14 protein-coding genes are annotated in these 14,920 nt (G+C 70.5%); 7 read left to right on the top strand and 7 right to left on the bottom strand.

The genetic code is table 11. The features are described from left to right. Positions 1-7 precede the first annotated feature (7 nt). The 3 genes from C8E87_RS25330 to C8E87_RS25315 all read left to right on the top strand — a co-directional run bounded on the left by C8E87_RS25330 (position 8) and on the right by C8E87_RS25315 (position 4,961). Positions 8-1,069: an ATP-binding protein gene (locus C8E87_RS25330; protein WP_133875394.1), complete on the top strand. Its 1,062-nt coding sequence runs from the start codon at positions 8-10 to the stop codon at positions 1,067-1,069. Beyond that, a complete protein-coding gene (locus C8E87_RS25320; protein ID WP_239080022.1) occupies positions 1,062-3,602 on the top strand; it encodes a DUF5682 family protein in 2,541 nt (846 codons plus the stop codon). Before C8E87_RS25330 ends, C8E87_RS25320 begins: the two co-directional genes overlap by 8 nt. Positions 3,603-3,767: 165 nt before the next feature. Next, positions 3,768-4,961 carry a VWA domain-containing protein gene (locus C8E87_RS25315; protein WP_239080023.1) on the top strand — a complete coding sequence of 398 codons (1,194 nt, stop codon included), beginning with the start codon at positions 3,768-3,770 and terminating at the stop codon, positions 4,959-4,961. 650 nt (positions 4,962-5,611) lie between these two features. Here the strand turns inward: C8E87_RS25315 and C8E87_RS25310 are convergent. Next, positions 5,612-5,854: a hypothetical protein gene (locus tag C8E87_RS25310; RefSeq protein ID WP_133875393.1), complete on the bottom strand. Its 243-nt coding sequence runs from the start codon at positions 5,852-5,854 to the stop codon at positions 5,612-5,614. 175 nt (positions 5,855-6,029) lie between these two features. On the opposite strand from C8E87_RS25310, the gene C8E87_RS25305 reads away from it, so the two are divergent. Further along, positions 6,030-6,272 (top strand): hypothetical protein, encoded by a 243-nt coding sequence (locus C8E87_RS25305; RefSeq protein WP_133875392.1) that lies wholly within the window; start codon positions 6,030-6,032, stop codon positions 6,270-6,272. A 318-nt stretch (positions 6,273-6,590) separates the two neighbouring features. Here the strand turns inward: C8E87_RS25305 and C8E87_RS25300 are convergent, their stop codons facing one another. After that, positions 6,591-6,785, bottom strand: coding sequence for a hypothetical protein (locus C8E87_RS25300; RefSeq protein WP_133875391.1), 195 nt, complete (start codon positions 6,783-6,785; stop codon positions 6,591-6,593). Between the two features lie 175 nt (positions 6,786-6,960). On the opposite strand from C8E87_RS25300, the gene C8E87_RS25295 reads away from it, so the two are divergent. Together C8E87_RS25295 and C8E87_RS25290 are read left to right on the top strand one after the other, a co-directional pair. Next, entirely contained in the window at positions 6,961-7,395 is a 435-nt protein-coding gene (locus C8E87_RS25295) for a nitroreductase family deazaflavin-dependent oxidoreductase (protein WP_133875390.1), read from the top strand. Between the two features lie 64 nt (positions 7,396-7,459). Continuing rightward, the gene (locus C8E87_RS25290) at positions 7,460-8,605 is read left to right on the top strand and encodes a DUF5925 domain-containing protein (RefSeq protein ID WP_133875389.1); all 1,146 of its coding nucleotides are present in this window, start codon (positions 7,460-7,462) and stop codon (positions 8,603-8,605) included. Between the two features lie 72 nt (positions 8,606-8,677). Here the strand turns inward: C8E87_RS25290 and C8E87_RS25285 are convergent, their stop codons facing one another. From C8E87_RS25285 to C8E87_RS25265, 5 genes are all read right to left on the bottom strand, one after another. Further along, the gene (locus C8E87_RS25285; protein WP_133875388.1) at positions 8,678-8,968 is read right to left on the bottom strand and encodes a DUF1540 domain-containing protein; all 291 of its coding nucleotides are present in this window, start codon (positions 8,966-8,968) and stop codon (positions 8,678-8,680) included. A gap of 103 nt (positions 8,969-9,071) precedes the next feature. Beyond that, on the bottom strand, positions 9,072-10,274 hold the full coding sequence (locus tag C8E87_RS25280; RefSeq protein ID WP_133875387.1) for an adenylosuccinate synthetase: 1,203 nt from the start codon (positions 10,272-10,274) through the stop codon (positions 9,072-9,074). Continuing rightward, positions 10,271-11,227 (bottom strand): hypothetical protein, encoded by a 957-nt coding sequence (locus tag C8E87_RS25275; RefSeq protein WP_133875386.1) that lies wholly within the window; start codon positions 11,225-11,227, stop codon positions 10,271-10,273. The genes C8E87_RS25280 and C8E87_RS25275 overlap by 4 nt, the downstream gene beginning before the upstream one ends. Before the next feature lie 10 nt (positions 11,228-11,237). Then, positions 11,238-12,125 (bottom strand): protein kinase family protein, encoded by an 888-nt coding sequence (locus tag C8E87_RS25270; protein ID WP_133875385.1) that lies wholly within the window; start codon positions 12,123-12,125, stop codon positions 11,238-11,240. Further along, positions 12,122-12,859: an NUDIX hydrolase gene (locus C8E87_RS25265; RefSeq protein WP_133875384.1), complete on the bottom strand. Its 738-nt coding sequence runs from the start codon at positions 12,857-12,859 to the stop codon at positions 12,122-12,124. The genes C8E87_RS25270 and C8E87_RS25265 overlap by 4 nt, the downstream gene beginning before the upstream one ends. A 289-nt stretch (positions 12,860-13,148) precedes the next feature. On the opposite strand from C8E87_RS25265, the gene C8E87_RS25260 reads away from it, so the two are divergent. Then, positions 13,149-14,870 carry an IPT/TIG domain-containing protein gene (locus C8E87_RS25260; RefSeq protein ID WP_133875383.1) on the top strand — a complete coding sequence of 574 codons (1,722 nt, stop codon included), beginning with the start codon at positions 13,149-13,151 and terminating at the stop codon, positions 14,868-14,870. Positions 14,871-14,920 lie beyond the last annotated feature (50 nt).

Here is a 14,920-nt window from a genome sequence, read left to right as displayed (position 1 = left end):
GTTGCACGTGACCGCTCTGCGACCGCACGCCGAGGACCAGTACGCCGACGAACTGGCCCTGCTCGCCGCAGCCGACGACAGGCCCCGCCCGCCCGGCTGGCGCCTCTCGCCGCAGGCCGTCGTCACCTACCTGCTCGGCGACGGCGCCAAGATCACCCCGAAGTACGTGGGACCCCGCCGGCTCATGGAGGTCGCGGTGTCCACGCTGGTGACCGACCGGGCGCTGCTGCTGCTCGGTGTCCCCGGCACGGCCAAGACGTGGGTGTCCGAGCACCTCGCAGCGGCCATCTCGGGCGACTCCACGCTGCTCGTGCAGGGCACCGCGGGCACGGCGGAAGAGGCGATCCGGTACGGGTGGAACTACGCGCGCCTGCTCGCCGAGGGGCCGACGGACGCCGCGCTGGTGCCCAGCCCGATCATGCGGGCCATGCAGACCGGCACGATCGCCCGGCTCGAGGAACTGACCCGTGTGCCGTCCGACGTGCAGGACGCGCTGATCACGATCCTGTCCGAGAAGACGCTGCCGGTCGCCGAGCTCAACTCCGAGGTGCAGGCGCAGCGCGGCTTCAACCTGATCGCCACGGCCAACGACCGCGACCGCGGTGTCAACGAGCTGTCGAGCGCGCTGCGCCGCCGGTTCAACACCGTCGTGCTGCCCGTGCCGGCCTCGGCCGACGACGAGGTCGAAATCGTCGCGCGGCGGGTGGCGCAGCTCGGCCGGTCGCTCGACCTGCCCGAGGTGCCGGCCGCGATCGACGAGATCCGGCGCGTGGTGACGGTCTTCCGCGAGCTGCGCGGCGGCCTCACCGAGGACGGCCGCACCAAGCTGAAATCGCCGACCGGCACGCTCTCCACGGCCGAGGCGATCTCGGTGATCACCAACGGCATCGCGCTGGCGGCCCACTTCGGTGACGGGCGGCTGCACCCGGCCGACGTGGCGGCGGGCATCGTCGGCGCGGTCGTCAAGGACCCGGTCTCCGACGGCGTGGTGTGGCGCGAATACCTGGAGACGGTGGTTCGCGAGCGGGCGGACTGGCGAGACTTCTACCGGGCCGCCCGCGATGCCTGAACGTCTCTACGGCATTCGTCACCACGGGCCGGGGTCGGCGCGGGCGGTGGTGCAGGAACTCGAACGGCAGCCGCCCGACGTGCTGCTGGTCGAGGGGCCGCCGGAGGCCGACGCGCTGGTGCGCTGGGTGGCCGACTCGGGGCTGGAACCGCCGGTGGCGTTGCTGGGGTACGCGTCGGACGATCCACGGCGGGCGGCGTTCTGGCCGTTCGCCGTGTTCTCGCCGGAGTGGCAGGCGATCCGGTGGGCGGTGGAGCGCGGGGTTCCGGTGCGGTTCTTCGATCTGCCGTTCGCCTATCGGCTGACCGACGAGCGGGCGGATGGGGCGGCCCCGGGCGGTCCGGGAGTTCCGGCCCCGGGCGGTCCCCGGGACGCCGCTCCGGGCGAGGATCACACTGCGGCAGCGGGGAATCCACCCGCTCCGGTCCGCGGCGGGCCTCCTGCACAAGCGCCTGGTGACCCCGGTGTTTCTGTGGCGCCGATCGATCCGTCGGCCCGCCCTCGAACGGACACGGGTGGTGACAGCGCCGGGCCGGGCACGGGCGGGGACAGCGCCGGGGCTGACGCCGGCGGGGACAGCGCCGGGCCGGGCACGGGCGCGGACAGCGGCGGGCCGGGCACGGGTGGGGACAGCGGCGGGCCGGGCACGAGTGGGGACAGCGGCGGGCCGGGCGCACGACCGCGGCGGCCGGTTGATCCGATCGGGGAGCTGGCGGCCGCGGCGGGGTACGACGACCCCGAGCGGTGGTGGGAGGACGTCGTCGAGCACCGGGGGATGCCGGCGTTCGAGGCCATCGCCGAGGCCATGACGGCTATCCGCGACCAGTCCCCCGAGGACCCCGACGATCTCGTGCGGGAGGCGTACATGCGCAGCGTGCTTCGCGAGGTGCGTAAGTCGTACGGGGAAATCGCGGTTGTCTGCGGGGCGTGGCATGTGCCGGCGCTGCAGCGCAAGGTCGCCGTCAAGGACGACAACGCGCTGCTCAAGGGGCGCAAGAAGGCGAAGGTCGACTTCACCTGGGTGCCGTGGACGTACGGGCGGCTGGCGTCGTGGTCCGGTTACGGCGCCGGGGTCAGCTCGCCGGGCTGGTATCACCACCTGTTCACCTCGGCCGACGAGGTGGTGCCGCGCTGGCTCGTCGACGCGGCCGGGGTGCTGCGCTCCGAGGGCGTGCCCACGTCGTCGGCGCACGTGATCGAGGCGGCCCGCCTGGCCGAGGCGCTGGCCACCCTGCGCGGGCGTCCGCTGGCCGGGCTGAGCGAGGTCACCGAGGCGGCCGAAGCGGTCATGTGTGACGGCGAGCCGCTGCGGGTCGAACTGATCACCCGGAAACTGGTGGTCGGCGAGCGCCTGGGCGGGGTGCCCGACGACATGCCCGCCGTGCCGCTGGCCAAGGACCTGGCCGCCCAGCAACGCGCGGCACGGCTCAAACCCGAGGCCCTCGAGCGGGCGCTCGACCTCGACCTGCGCAAGGACACCGATCTCAAACGCAGCCGTCTGCTGCACCGGCTGCGCACGATCGGGGTGCCGTGGGGGGAGCCGAGCGCGACCCGGCGGGGCACGGGCACGTTCCGCGAGGAGTGGCGGCTGCGGTGGCAGCCCGAGTTCGCGATCAGCCTGGTCGAGGGCAGCATGTACGGCACCACCGTGGTCTCGGCGGCCACGGCCAAGGTCGTACGGGCCGCGGACAAGGCGGAGACGCTGGCCGATGTGACGGCGCTGGTCGAGACGTGCCTGCTGGCGGATCTTGCGGAGGCGTACCCACGGGTCCTGGCCTCTCTCGATGCCCGGGCCGCGCTCGACGCCGACGTCAACCACCTGATGGCGGCGATCCCGGCGCTGGCCCGCACCCTGCGGTACGGCGACGTCCGGCGTACGGATGTGGCCGGGCTCGCCACCGTGACCAGCAGCCTGCTGAGCCGGGTCTGTGCCGCGCTGCCGTCGGCGGTCGGGTCGCTGTCGGACGAGGCGGCGAAGGTGCTGCGCGACCGTGTCGACGGGGTGCACAGCGCGGTCGGGCTGCTCGAGGACGACGAGCTGCGGGACCGCTGGCTGTCCACGCTGGAGTCCTTGGCCGGGCGGGCCGACCTGCACGGGCTGATCGCGGGCCGGCTGACCCGGATGCTGCTCGACGCGGGGCGGTTGGACGGCGCCGAGGTGCGCCGGCGGCTGCGGCTGCCATTGACCGTGGGCACTCCACCGGCGCACGCGGCGGCCTGGGTCGAGGGCTTCCTGTCGGGTGGTGGGCTGCTGCTCGTGCACGACGACGCTTTGCTGGAAGTCCTCGACGACTGGTTGGCCGACATCGCGGCTGAGGCATTCGACGACGTGTTGCCGTTGCTGCGCCGGACGTTCGGGGCGTTCGAGGCGGGCGAGCGGCGCGCCATCGGGGAGCGAGTCGCCGGGGGGCGTACGGGCGGTTCTGAGCACCCTGCTGGAGGGCTCGGCTTTGATCCGGGGCGGGCCGATCTCGTGCTGCCGACGCTGAGTGCCCTGCTGGGGCGCGAGATCGCTACGGGGGAGGTGCGGTGAGGGCTTTGACCGAGGCGCGTTGTCGGGACGGGAGGCGTGTGGTGAGCGGCGTGGTGAGCGACCTGGTGAGCGTTTTGCTGAGCCGCCAGGTCGGGGCCGGAGGCACGTGGTGAGCGGCGTGGTGACCGTTTTGCTGAGCCGCGGGGTCGGGGTCGGAGGCGCGTGGTGAGGGATGACGAGGCTGCCCGGGAACGGCAACGGCGATGGCGGATGGTGCTCGGCGGGCCGGCCGACGAGGCGCTGGGCAAGGCCGAGGGGCGCGACGGCGCGATGGATTCGGCGTTGTCCGCGCTCTACGACCAGGGCGGTGACGGCGACGGCGAGAAGGGCAGCCGCCGGTCCGCGGGGCTGGGCGGGTCGGCGCCGAAGGTGGCGCGCTGGCTCGGCGACATCCGCGAGTACTTCCCGAGCACGGTCGTGCAGGTCATGCAGCAGGACGCTATTGAGCGGCTCGACCTGACCCGGCTGCTGCTCGAACCCGAGATGCTGAGCGCCGTCGAGCCGGACGTGCACCTGGTCGGCACGCTGCTCTCGCTCAACCGCGTGATGCCCGAGCAGACCAAGGACGCCGCCCGGCAAGTGGTGCGTACGGTGGTCGAGCAGTTGGAGAAGCGGATCGAGCAGAAAACCCGGGCGGCGGTGACCGGGGCGCTCAACCGGGCGGCCCGCATCAACCGCCCGCGGCATGCCGACATCGACTGGGACCGCACGATCCGCGCGAACCTCAAGCACTACCAGGCCGAGCACCGCACCGTCATACCCGAGCGGCTCATCGGTTACGGGCGGCGCACCACCGCGGTGCAGCGCGACGTCGTGCTCTGCGTGGACCAGTCCGGGTCGATGGCGGCCTCGGTCGTGTTCTCCGGCGTGTTCGCGGCCGTGCTCGCGTCGATGAGATCGTTGCGGACGTCGCTGGTCGTCTTCGACACCGCGGTGGTCGACCTGACCGAACAGCTGGAAGACCCGGTGGAGGTGCTGTTCGGCACACAGCTGGGCGGGGGCACCGACATCAACCGTGCCATCGCCTACAGCCAGCAGTTGATCACCCGGCCCCGGGACAGCATCTTCGTGCTGATCAGCGACCTGTACGAGGGCGGCGTGCGCGACCAGATGCTGCGCCGGGTGGCCGAGATGACCGCGGCCGGGGTGCAGGTCGTGGTTCTGCTGGCGCTCTCCGACGAGGGGGCGCCGGCCTACGACCACGAGAACGCGGCGGCGCTGGCGGCTCTGGGGGTGCCCGCTTTCGCCTGTACGCCGGACGCCTTCCCCGACCTCATGGCGGCCGCGATCGAACGCCGGGACCTGAAGGCGTTCGCGGAACGGTACGCCGACCAGCGCAAGACGGGAGGGGCGTTGTAGCGGTTCTGGGCCGGACGGACAAGCGGTCGCGGCGCACGGCGGTTGCCTGTCGCCGACGGGGCGGCTGCGCGCACCAGCACGGAGTGCAGATCGGATGGACAAGCGGTCGCGGCGCACGGCGGTTGCGTATCACGGGCGGGGTGGCTGCGCGCGTCGGCGCGGGTCTGGAGGCGGTCACCCGACGGGCTGCGGTGTAGCGGGCGGGTTGCGCGTCACGCACACGGCGCGGGGCTGCCGCGTGTCTCGGCACGGGTTGTGAGGCGGTTGCGTGAAGGGCTTTGGCGCAGCGGGCGGGTCGCGTCCCTCGGTCAACGGTGCGGGAGAGCGGCGGTGCGGGGTTGGCTCGCGCCTCGGGAAGAGGGTTGTGAGGGTCTGGCTCGGTAACTAGCGTGAGCCGTATGGGTGCTTACTTGAGCAGCCCTCGCGTGTGACTGGAAAGCTGGGACCTGCCTCGCTAGGGATATGCAATCTCACCCTTTCCCGCCCAGCTCAAGGCCGGTCCTGCCGCCCCCGCTCGGCCTGCTCGATGACGCGCCGACGGGCCGCTTCCCGCTCCGCCTCCTGCCACTCCCTGGCGGCGACAAGGGCATCAGCCTGGCGGCGCTTCGCGGACCGGCGGACCCACGGCAGCCAGCGCCAGAGCCGGGCCGTCACGAGGCTGCCCCGCCCGGCCAAATGATCAACAGGTTCCGGACGCCGGTCACGGCCCGCACTGCCGACGGCACCGCATCGAAGGTCAGGGCGTAGATCTCCGAGCGATCGGCGGTGACCAGAACGGTCCAGCCGCGCTGGTGCCGGTGCGCGACCGCGATCGGCCGGGTAGCCAGCGGGCGGGGCACATCGCGGTCCCGGAACGAGACCGCCAAGTCAGCGGGGGTCACAGGTACGGTCATGGCGGGTTCGACCTCCAGGGGTCGGATCAAGGCCCTCGGGAGGCGCTAGCACCGCCGCCGGGGGCCGCCTTACGCCTCACACCGTAGTGCCATGTGGCCTACCCGGTAACCATCACGTGGCCTCCTAGTGCCGTTCCGGCGTGGCCTCACCCCGCCGGGTGCTTGACTCGCTGGCGTGCTGGACGACCTTGAGGCTGCGGCGCGCGCCTACCACCAGGCGCAGGAAGCCGTCACCGAAGCCCAGCAGCGGGTGACCCAGGCCCGCGAGGCCGTGCCGGTGGCGCGGGACCGGCTGGCAAAGGAGATCGTCCGGGCCACCCTGGCCGGCGCGCGTCAGGTGGACGTGATGGCCGCCTCCGGCTACTCCCGAGAGCAGGTCCGGCGCATCCTTCGGGCGGCCGGGGTGGAGGCCCAGTAGCCCGGTGCGGCGGTGGCACCATTGGCGGCGTCATGGCTTCCGAGTGCCAGGAGGGCCGCCATGAGCACTGAGATGATCCACCTGGGGATCTTGGACTAGATCGAGCGGGGCTTCCTGTCGCCTGGCGCGCCAGTGGTGGCGGAGGATCTGGCCCGGTTGACCGGCAGCGCGGTCGCCGACGCCCAGGAGGCGCTGGAGGTGATGGTCCTTACCGACCATCTCAAGCGGGCCGGTGACGGCTACCAGGTGGCCGGAGCCTCCCGCCCGGTGTCGGTGGGCGGGGCCGCCGCAAGCGCTCCTGAGCGGCCCCGAGCACGGTCAGCCAGCCAGGCTGGTCGGGTCCTTGAACTCCGCGCACTCCCGGTTGCGACACTTCTCGATCGGCAGCCAGCGGTCCGTGTCGGCGCTGGAGCCCGCGTTGGCCCAGCCCAGCTCCCGCCGTTTTCCGCACGCCGGGCAGGGCACCCGCCGGTAGTTGACCTTGCCTGCGCTGGTGTAGGCCATCTCAGTCATCGCAGCTTCCTGCCAGCCCGAACAAGGCCCTCCGGACACCGACACACGAACAGGTGTGCCAATCTGCAGGGCCGCCCCGCCACGCCCGGTAGCACAACACGCCGGAGTGCTTCTGAGTTGAGCGGCACATGGCGGAACGGGTTGAGCGGGCACCCCGCGGGCATAGGCTCCGATCGTGCCTTTGACTGGAGAATATGCGCCCAGCACGTCCGACTGGGCCCGCAAGCAGGCTGAGAAAATCGAGGAGAGCGGCGGCACCGCCGGCACCGAGCTGAACGGTTATCCGGTGGTGCTGCTGACCTCTGTGGGCAGCAAGACCGGCAAGCTGCGCAAGACGCCGCTGATGAAGGTCGAGCACGAGGGCGAGTACGCCGTGGTCGGCTCGCTCGGCGGCGCCCCCAAGAACCCGGTGTGGGTGTACAACCTGCGCAAGAACCCGCACGTTCAGCTGCGCGACGAGACCGAGGAGCACGACTACGTCGCCCGGGAGGTCAGTGGGGACGAGCGTGCGGTCTGGTGGGAGAGGGCGGTCGCGGCGTTCCCCAACTACGCCGCGTACCAGCAGAAGACCGAGCGGCTCATCCCGGTTTTTGTCCTGACGCGGCGGTAGGGGAGCCGGGTGAACTGAGGAAAAACCGGGTGCCTTCCGGGCATCGACGGACGATCATCGGTGTATGCGTGCCCCACACCAGTCCGTCGACCGGCTCGGCAGCCGGCACGTCGACCAGGCGCCGATCGCGCCCGTGTCGGCCACCCTGCCGCTGGCCGGCGCGGTGGACGACGGCGACCGCCTGGTCGACGTGGTGGACCTGCTCGCGCTCGACGCTTTCGTCACCGGCCGGGAGCCGTACGGCCGCAGCAAGTATCTCGAGAACGTCCGCGCCGACGCGCCGCTGAGTGTCGAGGGCGCGCGGACCGTACGGGATGCGCTCGACGAGGACGGTCAGGGCCGCCTCGCTGTCGGCGACGGCTGGACGTTGCACGTCAACCGCTGGAAGCAGAGCCGCCGCGCCCGGGTCACGGTGACAGCGGTCAACGCCGAACTCGCCGACACCATCCTCGAAGCGGCCGTCAAGGACGCCGTGCAGGCACCCGAGCCCACCCCCGAGAACGTGCCGATCGGGTTCTGGCATTTCGGGCAGCACGGTCCGCGCCGCGCCGCCCGCGAGATCGACGCCGCGCCGTGGGAGGCGATCCGGCGCAACTACGCGAGCCCGGTCGCGTCCACGCTGGAACGGCTCATGGCGCTCGACGCGAAGACGATCAGCGGCCGTCTCCTGTTGTTGCACGGTGAACCCGGAACGGGCAAGACCACGGCTCTGCGCGCGCTGGCTCAGCAGTGGCGTTCGTGGTGCCAGGTCGACTGTGTGCTCGACCCGGAGCGGCTGTTCAACGACCCGGCGTACCTGATGAGCGTGGCGTTGGGCAGCGACGACGAGGACGAGCCGCGCTGGCGCCTGCTCATGCTGGAGGACTGCGACGAGCTGATCAGCGGTGAGGCCAAGGCGAGCGCCGGGCAGTCGTTGTCGCGGCTGCTCAACCTGACCGACGGGCTGCTCGGGCAGGGCCGCAACGCGCTGATCGCGATCACCACGAACGAGGACCTGGCGTCGCTGCACCCCGCCGTCGTGCGGCCGGGGCGGTGCCTGGCCAGCATCGAGGTGGGCCGGCTCCCGTACGCGGAAGCTGTCGCCTGGCTGGGTTCGGCGCGCGGGGTCAGCGCGCAGGGGGCCACGCTGGCCGAGTTGTTCGCGCTCAAGACGGGCAGCGAGCCGGTGACGGTCCCCAAGCCGGAACCGAGCACCGGCATGTATCTGTAATAGGAAAGGCTTACCTAAAGAAATGCACCCGCCGTCGCATTCAGCAACGGCGGGCGCATTACCGAGAGTCGGTCAGGCCTTTTCGTAGGTCATGCAGTCGGCCTTGTCGCCGGACTCGCCCACCACGATCGCGGGGGCCCTGCACTCGAGGTTCTCGTTGTGCGTACAGTCGGAGCGCTTACACGCGCCCACCTGCGCCAACGCCTGGCCCATGCCACCCTTGTCGCCGGTCACGTAGGTGTCGCACTCGGCCGAGATCGCGCTGCCGATGGTGACCGCGAAGGCGGTGCAGCCGTCGTGGTTGTAGCCACAGCTCGTCACCGTGCAGGACTGCACGCGGGGCATTTCCAACATCTGCGTCATCGTCGTCGCCTCCACTTTCTCAACCCGGTCACGTCGACGATAAACCATTTACCCGGAACCACGGAAACAACACCACAAGATTGTTCTATTAGGTAAGGCGCACCTAATGAATGCGATTGCGGAACTTCTTGTCGGCGGAACTGGGCCCGTACGACTCGATCTCGACCGGCGCCGACAGAAGGCCCTCGATGGCTTCCGGCCAGTCCGCCGGCCGGCTCAGGGTTCGCGGTTCTGCACGGTTCAGCCGGGCCGTCAACGCCTCCTGATGACCCAGGTCACGCGCGGGGCCGGGCTCGATCCGCGTCCACGGCTCGCCGTCGACCGCGTACGACTCGCAGATCCGCAGCTCGGGGCAGCTGTCCGGGATGTCGAGGTGGGTCACGGCCAGCGCGTCGACCCCGCCGGCCACCTCGACCGCGTACCGGTGGGCGACCGCGTCGAAGTGCCCGACCCGGAAGGCTCCCTGCCACTCCCCCGTCGCGTTGTGCCCCTCGGGCAGGTTGAGCGCCGGGTCCTCGGTCACGAACGGGCCGGCGCCGTGCCGCGTCGTGTAGGTGCGCACCACGCCGAGCCGGGTGAACGATCCGCACAGCTCAGCCACGTTGTCGAACGTCGTCGTCGACCACGTGGTGTGCGGGTGCCAGCCCCGCCACTCGTCGAGCAGCACGCCCTGCGCACCTTCGAAAACACACGCGCCTTCGGTCAGAAGCCTTTCCCCGTACGGGGTCCCGACGATCGCCACCGTGCGGCCGAACGCGAGGTACGCGTCGACAACGTCGTCGAGCGGCACCCCGGCCGGCCCCAGGTCGGACTCCACGGCGGCCAGGCGACGGCGTAACCCCGTACGGGAAAGGGTGTCGGCCACTCGCGGGGCGTGCGGGTGACCCAAGGCGTACGCCATGGTCTCGCCCACGCCCATGCCGCACGAACCGTGACGGGACCCGCCGCGTGCCCGCTCCCGCCGCTGATTCGCCGCGCGATGCCACGGAGTGGCGAGAAGGGCGTCGCCGTCCACCGTGAGCAGCTCGTACGGGTTCCCCAGGGCGGCTGCCTCGGCGGCCAGCGCCAGCGGATCGACCACCACGAAGCGGGTCAGGTGGGTCGGCACGCCACGCAGCGTGCCCGACCCGAACTGCGCGAACGTGTGCTGCCGGCCGTCCTCGGTGACCACGTTGTGGGCGGCCTGCGCTCCCCCGTTGAAGCGCAGCACCGCTCGTATCCGGCCACGATCACACAGCGCGTCAACCACTGTGCCCTTGCCTGCGTCCCCGTAGCCGAGGTCGACCACCGCGACGTGCTCGTTCACAGCCGTTCGTTCCCTGACTTCGCCGTGCCGACCGACAGCGTCCCCCGCCGCACAACCCCGTTGCGCTGCAGCGGAGCCAGCGCCTTGCTGACCGTGCCGCGGTGCGACGAGCCCGCGTCGACCAGGTCGTCGAGCCCCGCGTCCAGATCGATGGTGCCCTCGCCGAGACCCACAGTGAGCGCGATCGTCTCGCACACCGCGTCCAGGTCGTCGAGCTCCAGCACGTTCTGTCCCAGCAGCCCACGCCACCGCTGCAGGACGTCACGGTTGCCGCCGTGACCGGCCGCGGTGGGCAGCAGGTAGTAGACGTCGAACGTCCGCTGGAGCTCGACGACCAGCTCCTCGGTGCTGATCGGCTCGGTGCGCTCGCCGATGAACTTCTCGACCTCGCGCGGGTGCACTTTCGCGTACGGCATCTCGTCGCCGATCAGGAACAGGTAACCCCGCTTGCCGCGCTTGGAGAACGAGTCGAGCGCGGTGTGCCGGGCCATGAAGTACATGGCCAGCTCGTACGACTCGGTCATCTGCCCGCCGCCACCGCCCTCGAGCACGATGCGGGCCAGGTCCTCGTCCATCCGGTTGTCCGACTCGAACTGTCCGATCTGCAGCGGGACCCGGTCGCAGGTGGCGTCGCCGACCGCCCCGAACAGGATGTGTGGATCCGTGACGTAGTCCTTGCGGGTCAACAGGCCCAGCAGCTGGGGCAGCTTCGTCTGCAGCACCCGCGGCACCCCGCCCATCGAGCCGGTGACGTCGAACAGCACCGCGATCGGCGTGCTGAACGGGTGCTCGTCGCTGTCCCGGCTCTCGCGCTTGGTCACGCCCTTGGGGTCGAGGGCCGGGTGAGCCTTGCGGGCGCCGCTGTCGCTGTACGCGAAGGCGCTCTTGCCGGAGGCCCGGCGGTAGTTGTCGGCGGCGGTCCAGACGTCGGTCGACCAGCGTCCGCTTCCCATGTCTGTCTCCTCAGATCGTGAAGGGCCGGAAGGTCCGCGGCCCGTACAGGCTGTGCAGGACTTCGTCGAACTCGTGGAGCAGCCGCCATGCGTCCTGCGGTCGCATGCGCGGCTTGTCGTAGGAGCACCCGTCGGCGAACCTCTGCAGCGGTTTCGGCGGGTCCTTCATGAGCCGGGTCATCAGGCCGGTTGCCATGTAGATGTCGGTGGCCGGACCGGCGGTTTTCTCTTTCAGAACTTCGGGCGGGTACGCGCCTCTGCGCCGGGCGACGATGGCCTTGACCCGTTCGCCCGAGTAGCACCAGTCGACGAGCGCCAGGCCGTGCTGCTCCGGGTGAACGAGGACGTGCTCTTCGAGGACGGCGCCGTGGATCACGCCGGCTCGATGGGCCCAGCCGAGCCCGACCAGCAGGCGGCGCCACATCCAGGCGACGTCTCTCGGGTCCAGCTGGCTCTTGACCTGGTCGAGTGCGACGAATCCAACAAGTCGCTCGATGGTGTTGATGCGCCGACGTTTCCGCTCGTGGTCCTCGTGCAGGTAGCTGTCGCGCAGCCTCGGGGCGTACGGCCGATACTTCGGATCGCCCTGCTCCTGCAACTTCGTCAGGGCGGCGGCCTCGGCCTCCATCAGGTCACTGTCGGCCGGGTCGCGCGGAACCTTGTTGAGGTTGTCCCCGTCCACAACAAGGTCGGCGATGTCACCGGTGATCGCCACTCGGCGCCGCTCGCGATAGAGCCGCGAGAGCGTGGCGAAGGCGCGGGTGGCGGTCGCGCTGTCGTTTGCGCTGACGGCATCCGGGTGCACGGCCTTCGCGTACGCACGGTACGCGCTCTCCCCGCCCAGATCGGCAAGGGAAGTGGCCCGCTCGATTCGCTCCACAGCCTCGGCAAACCTCATCGGACGTCGTCCTCACGGGTCGGCCGCAGCAGCGCCGGGTGCAGCAGTCTCGCGTCGCCGGCCCGGTAGAGCTTGGGTTTGGGACCGCCCCGCTCCCCTCCCCGCGGGGCGGTCTCCCCCGTGCTCTCGACAAACCCCGGCACGCTCAGCACCTTGCGGTGAAAGTTCCCGGCGTGCAGTTCCTCGCCCCAGACCGCGGTGTAGATCTGCCGCAGCTCCGAGATGGTGAACTCATCCCCCGCAAAGGCCGTGGCCAGCGGGGTGTACTCGAGCTTGGCCCGGGCCCGTTCGAGGCCGTCGGCCAGGATCACGTCGTGGTCGAAGGCCAGGCCGGTGGCTTCCTCAACGGGCACCCAGTAGGCCCCGGCGGCGTCGGTGCCGGATTCCGGCTCGGGCAGGCTGGGGGCGAACGCCAGGTAGGCCACCGAGAACACCCGCATGCGCGGGTCACGGCCGGGGTCGCCGTACGTCTTGAGCTGTTCCAGGTGGACCCGCTCGAGGTGAACGCCGGTCTCCTCGCCGAGTTCACGCATCGCGGCGACGTCGAGCGCTTCGTCCCGGACGAAACCGCCGGGAAGAGCACGGCGCCCGGCGAACGGCTGCTCGCCACGCTCCACGAGCAGCACGCACAACCGGCCGGCGTGAATGGTCAGCGCTACGACGTCGACCGTGACCGCGACCGCTGGATAGGCGCCGGGGTCGTACCCCGCCAGGAACTCCGCCTCGTCGTGCATCTCGAACCACCTGTTGTTCTCTCATTGAGTATTACTCGAAACGAGAACAACCTATCGCGCACGGCCGCCCTCGTCAACGATGCATTCCCGGCTTGAGCCGACCGTCCACCATGCTTTGTGGTAAGCGCAAAACGGGCCAGAGTTGCAAATACAAAGAACTTCGTCATTCTGCGCGAATCACTACATATGACGAAGTTACGCTTCCGGCGAGATGGCCCGTGACCGGAAGACATGCGCGGGCCTCAACCACACCCGACCAGCGGTCTGTTGGACCGTAGGAGGACCTCGCATGCGCAAGTCCAACACCACTACCCGGCGGCGGGTCCGCGCCGGGCTCGCGGCAGGGGCCACTGGCTCGCTCCTGACCGCGCTCATCGCGTCGCCGGCTTACGCGGCTCCGGGAACGCTCTCCCTCAGCTCGAACGGCGGCCCGACCGGCGGTGGCAACACGATCGTGGCCACGCTCGCCAATATGCCGACCGCGCCGAACCCGACGTCGTTCACCACCTCGACCGCGGTGTACTTCGTGGTCGCCACGTCGGCCACCGCAACTCCGACGTGCCCGACCACCTACCCGAGCGTCGCGCCGGCGGGCACCGTCGTTGCCACCGGCGATCCGGCCGTGAAGCTGCTCGCCCCGTCCAAGATCGCCGTCGTGGTGCCGACCGGTGTCGTCACGGCGTCGGCGGGCACCATCTTCAAGTACGCGATGTGCGCCTTCGCCGCCAATACGAGCGGTGCGGCGCTCATCGCCGGCGGCCAGTACACCGTCGGCACCGCGCCGCAGATCGCCACGGTCAACGGCGTCAACCCGGTGAGCGGACCGGCCCTGGGCGGCACGACCATCACCGTGTCCGGCTCCGGCTTCGTCGCCAACACCACAGCGGCGCCGAACAACACCGTCGCCACGCTGGACGGTTTGCCGCTGACTGACATCGTCGTCGGTGGTGGTGGCACGAGCTTCAGCGCCAAGACGCCGCCGCACGCCCCGGGCGGCCCCTTCATGCTGAAGGTCACGACGCCCGGCGGCACGACCAACGTGCTCGGTACCACCACCACGAAGGCCAACCTGTTCAGCTACACCAACGGCATCGTCGTCTCGCCGAACACGGCCGCCAACACCAAGGGCTCCGTGGACCTGGACGTGATGGGCGTCGGCTTCGACAACTACTCGTTCGAGGCCACCAACGGCAACACCTCCAACTCGGCGAACGCCCACGTCTATCTGGTCAAGGGCACCTACAGCGCGACGGCCGGCGCGGTGCGCGCCGGCAAGGCCGCCGGCCAGGAGACCGAGTGCGTCAACGTGCTGGTCATCTCGGGCGAGGAACTGCTCTGCAGCCTGCCGCTGAACCACACCCTCTCGACCGCCGACCAGTCGTTCACCGCCGGGCCCGCGCAGCGCACAGCCCGCTCGCTCACCACCACCACCGGCTCGACCACGGTGACCTCGGCGTCCACCACCACCACTCCGGCGGTGTTCACCCAGCAGGACGTCGGCCTGCCGATCATCGATTCCAACAGCGACACCGCCATCCCGGCGGCGACCCGGATCGTGTCGGTGCAGAGCCCGACCAGCGCCACCATCTCGGCCGCGGCCCTCACCACCGGCACCATCGAGACCGCCAACATCGGTGGCCCGAAGACCCTGGCCACCGTGACTGTCACCGACGCACGCACGCTGACCGCCACCGCCGGCGTCTTCTCGCAGGCCGACGTCGGACGCGTCGTGACCTCGACCGCCATGGCGGCCGACCCGCTGCTGCCGGCCAACACGACCATCATTTCGGTCAACTCCGACGGCTCGGTCGCCAAGCTCAGCGCCGCGATCGTGCCAGGCAGCAACCCGCTGCCGGCCAGCCCCCTGGCCAACGACGTCGTCATCACGCCGTCGACCCCGGTGGCGAACGGCACTTACACCGTCACCGTCGTCTCCAACGGCGCGATCGGTGCCAGCCCGCAGGTGTCGATCATCTCGAGTGGCTCGACGTTCACCGTCGCGGACTACTGATCGACCGATAACACCCGAACAAACGCATAAAGGCAGCGGCCCGAAGTCCT

This window comes from Paractinoplanes brasiliensis (assembly GCF_004362215.1).
GTDB lineage: Bacteria > Actinomycetota > Actinomycetes > Mycobacteriales > Micromonosporaceae > Actinoplanes > Actinoplanes brasiliensis.
This window is presented reverse-complemented; position numbering and strand designations above follow the sequence as displayed.